Source organism: Stenotrophomonas sp. PD6, assembly GCF_049199305.1.
Taxonomy (GTDB): domain Bacteria; phylum Pseudomonadota; class Gammaproteobacteria; order Xanthomonadales; family Xanthomonadaceae; genus Stenotrophomonas.
Map to the genome: position 1 here is coordinate 31,404 of NZ_JBLZQD010000015.1, position 1,376 is coordinate 32,779.

Below are 1,376 nucleotides of genomic sequence, written 5' to 3' on the forward strand. Positions count from 1 at the left end.
TGGGGGGGGGGGGGGGGGGGGGGGTGTTTATAAATAATTTTTTTTTATAAAAAACCCCCCCCCCGCCCCCCCCCCGGCCCCCCCCCCCCCCCCCCCCCCCCCCGCCAGCCCAAACCAGGTAAGCCCGCAGCCGTGGCGCTCTTGCTTGTGCCTCTAAAGTCGCGACATCCCAGGCCGATATTGAGCGTGACGCCCCGGTTTTCCGACCGCCACGCCTGACCCAGGATTCCTTCCATGAACCACAGCAACCCCAACGCCGCCAGCAGCGGTGGCGAGTTCCTCAGCTTCACCCTCGGCGCCGAGCACTACGGCGTGGACATCCTCAAGGTGCAGGAAATCCGCGGCTATGACTCCGTCACCCGCGTGCCCGATGCCCCCGATTACATCAAGGGCGTCATCAACCTGCGCGGCACCATCGTTCCCGTCATCGACCTGCGCCTGAAGCTGCGCCTGGACGAGGCCCGCTACGACGCCTTCACCGTCATGATCGTCCTCAACGTCGAAGACCGCGTCGTCGGCATCGTCGTCGACAGCGTCTCCGACGTCATCCCGCTCAGCGCCGAGCAGATCCGCCCCACCCCCGAGTTTGGCGCCGCCGTCGATACCCGCTTCATCTCGGGCATCGGCACCCAGGACGATCGCATGCTCATCCTGCTCGACATCGAAACCCTGCTCGACAGCGCCGACATGGGCCAGACCGCCGCCGTCGAAGACGCTGCCGCCTGATTGGACGCGTGCGGCAGCCCTGATCGATTTTCGTTCAACTTAATCCTTCAGTTCTGTCGCAAACGGCCGATAGCTGGATTCAGGACCCGGCGGCGTGGGAACACCCACGCCCGGGCCAACTATCCAAATCCCCCGGAGAATCTCCCGATGAAGTCCCTGCTTGCGCTGCTTTCCGTCGCCGTCCTCGCCACTTCCGCCTCGTCCGCCTTCGCCCAGTCGGCCGACATGATTCCGCCGGAGCTGGCGGCACGCTCCGTCGGCAAGGATGGCATGGTCTGCGGCAAGGTCGAAAAGGCCCGCTACGCCGAAGGCTCCGAGGGCCAGCCGACCTTCCTGTACATGGGCGGCGCCTTCCCGCGTCACACCTTCTCCGCCCGCATCGCCGGCGAGAACCGTGGCAAGTTCAGCTTCCCGCTGGAAACCCTGGAAGGCAAGACCGTGTGCGTGATCGGCAAGATCGCCCGCGATGCCTCGCGCGCTGAAATCGAAGTCAGCTCGCCGGCTGGCCTGAAGCTCGCCAACATCAAGTAATCGCCCCACGCCCCGGGCCCCCCCCCCCCCCCCCCCCCGGCCCCCCCCCCCCCCCCCCCCCCCACCCCGCGCCCCCCCCCCCCCCCCCCCCACCAAAAAAAAAAAAAAAACAAAAAAAA

The 1,376-nt window shown here is 66.1% G+C and carries 2 protein-coding genes; both read left to right on the top strand.

Annotated features, from left to right (window positions below):
• Positions 1-234: 234 nt before the first annotated feature.
• Positions 235-726 (top strand): chemotaxis protein CheW, encoded by a 492-nt coding sequence (locus ACOZHM_RS16990; RefSeq protein WP_421570498.1) that lies wholly within the window; start codon positions 235-237, stop codon positions 724-726.
• A gap of 147 nt (positions 727-873) precedes the next feature.
• A complete protein-coding gene (locus tag ACOZHM_RS16995) occupies positions 874-1,257 on the top strand; it encodes a hypothetical protein (RefSeq protein ID WP_421570499.1) in 384 nt (127 codons plus the stop codon).
• Positions 1,258-1,376: the final 119 nt, after the last annotated feature.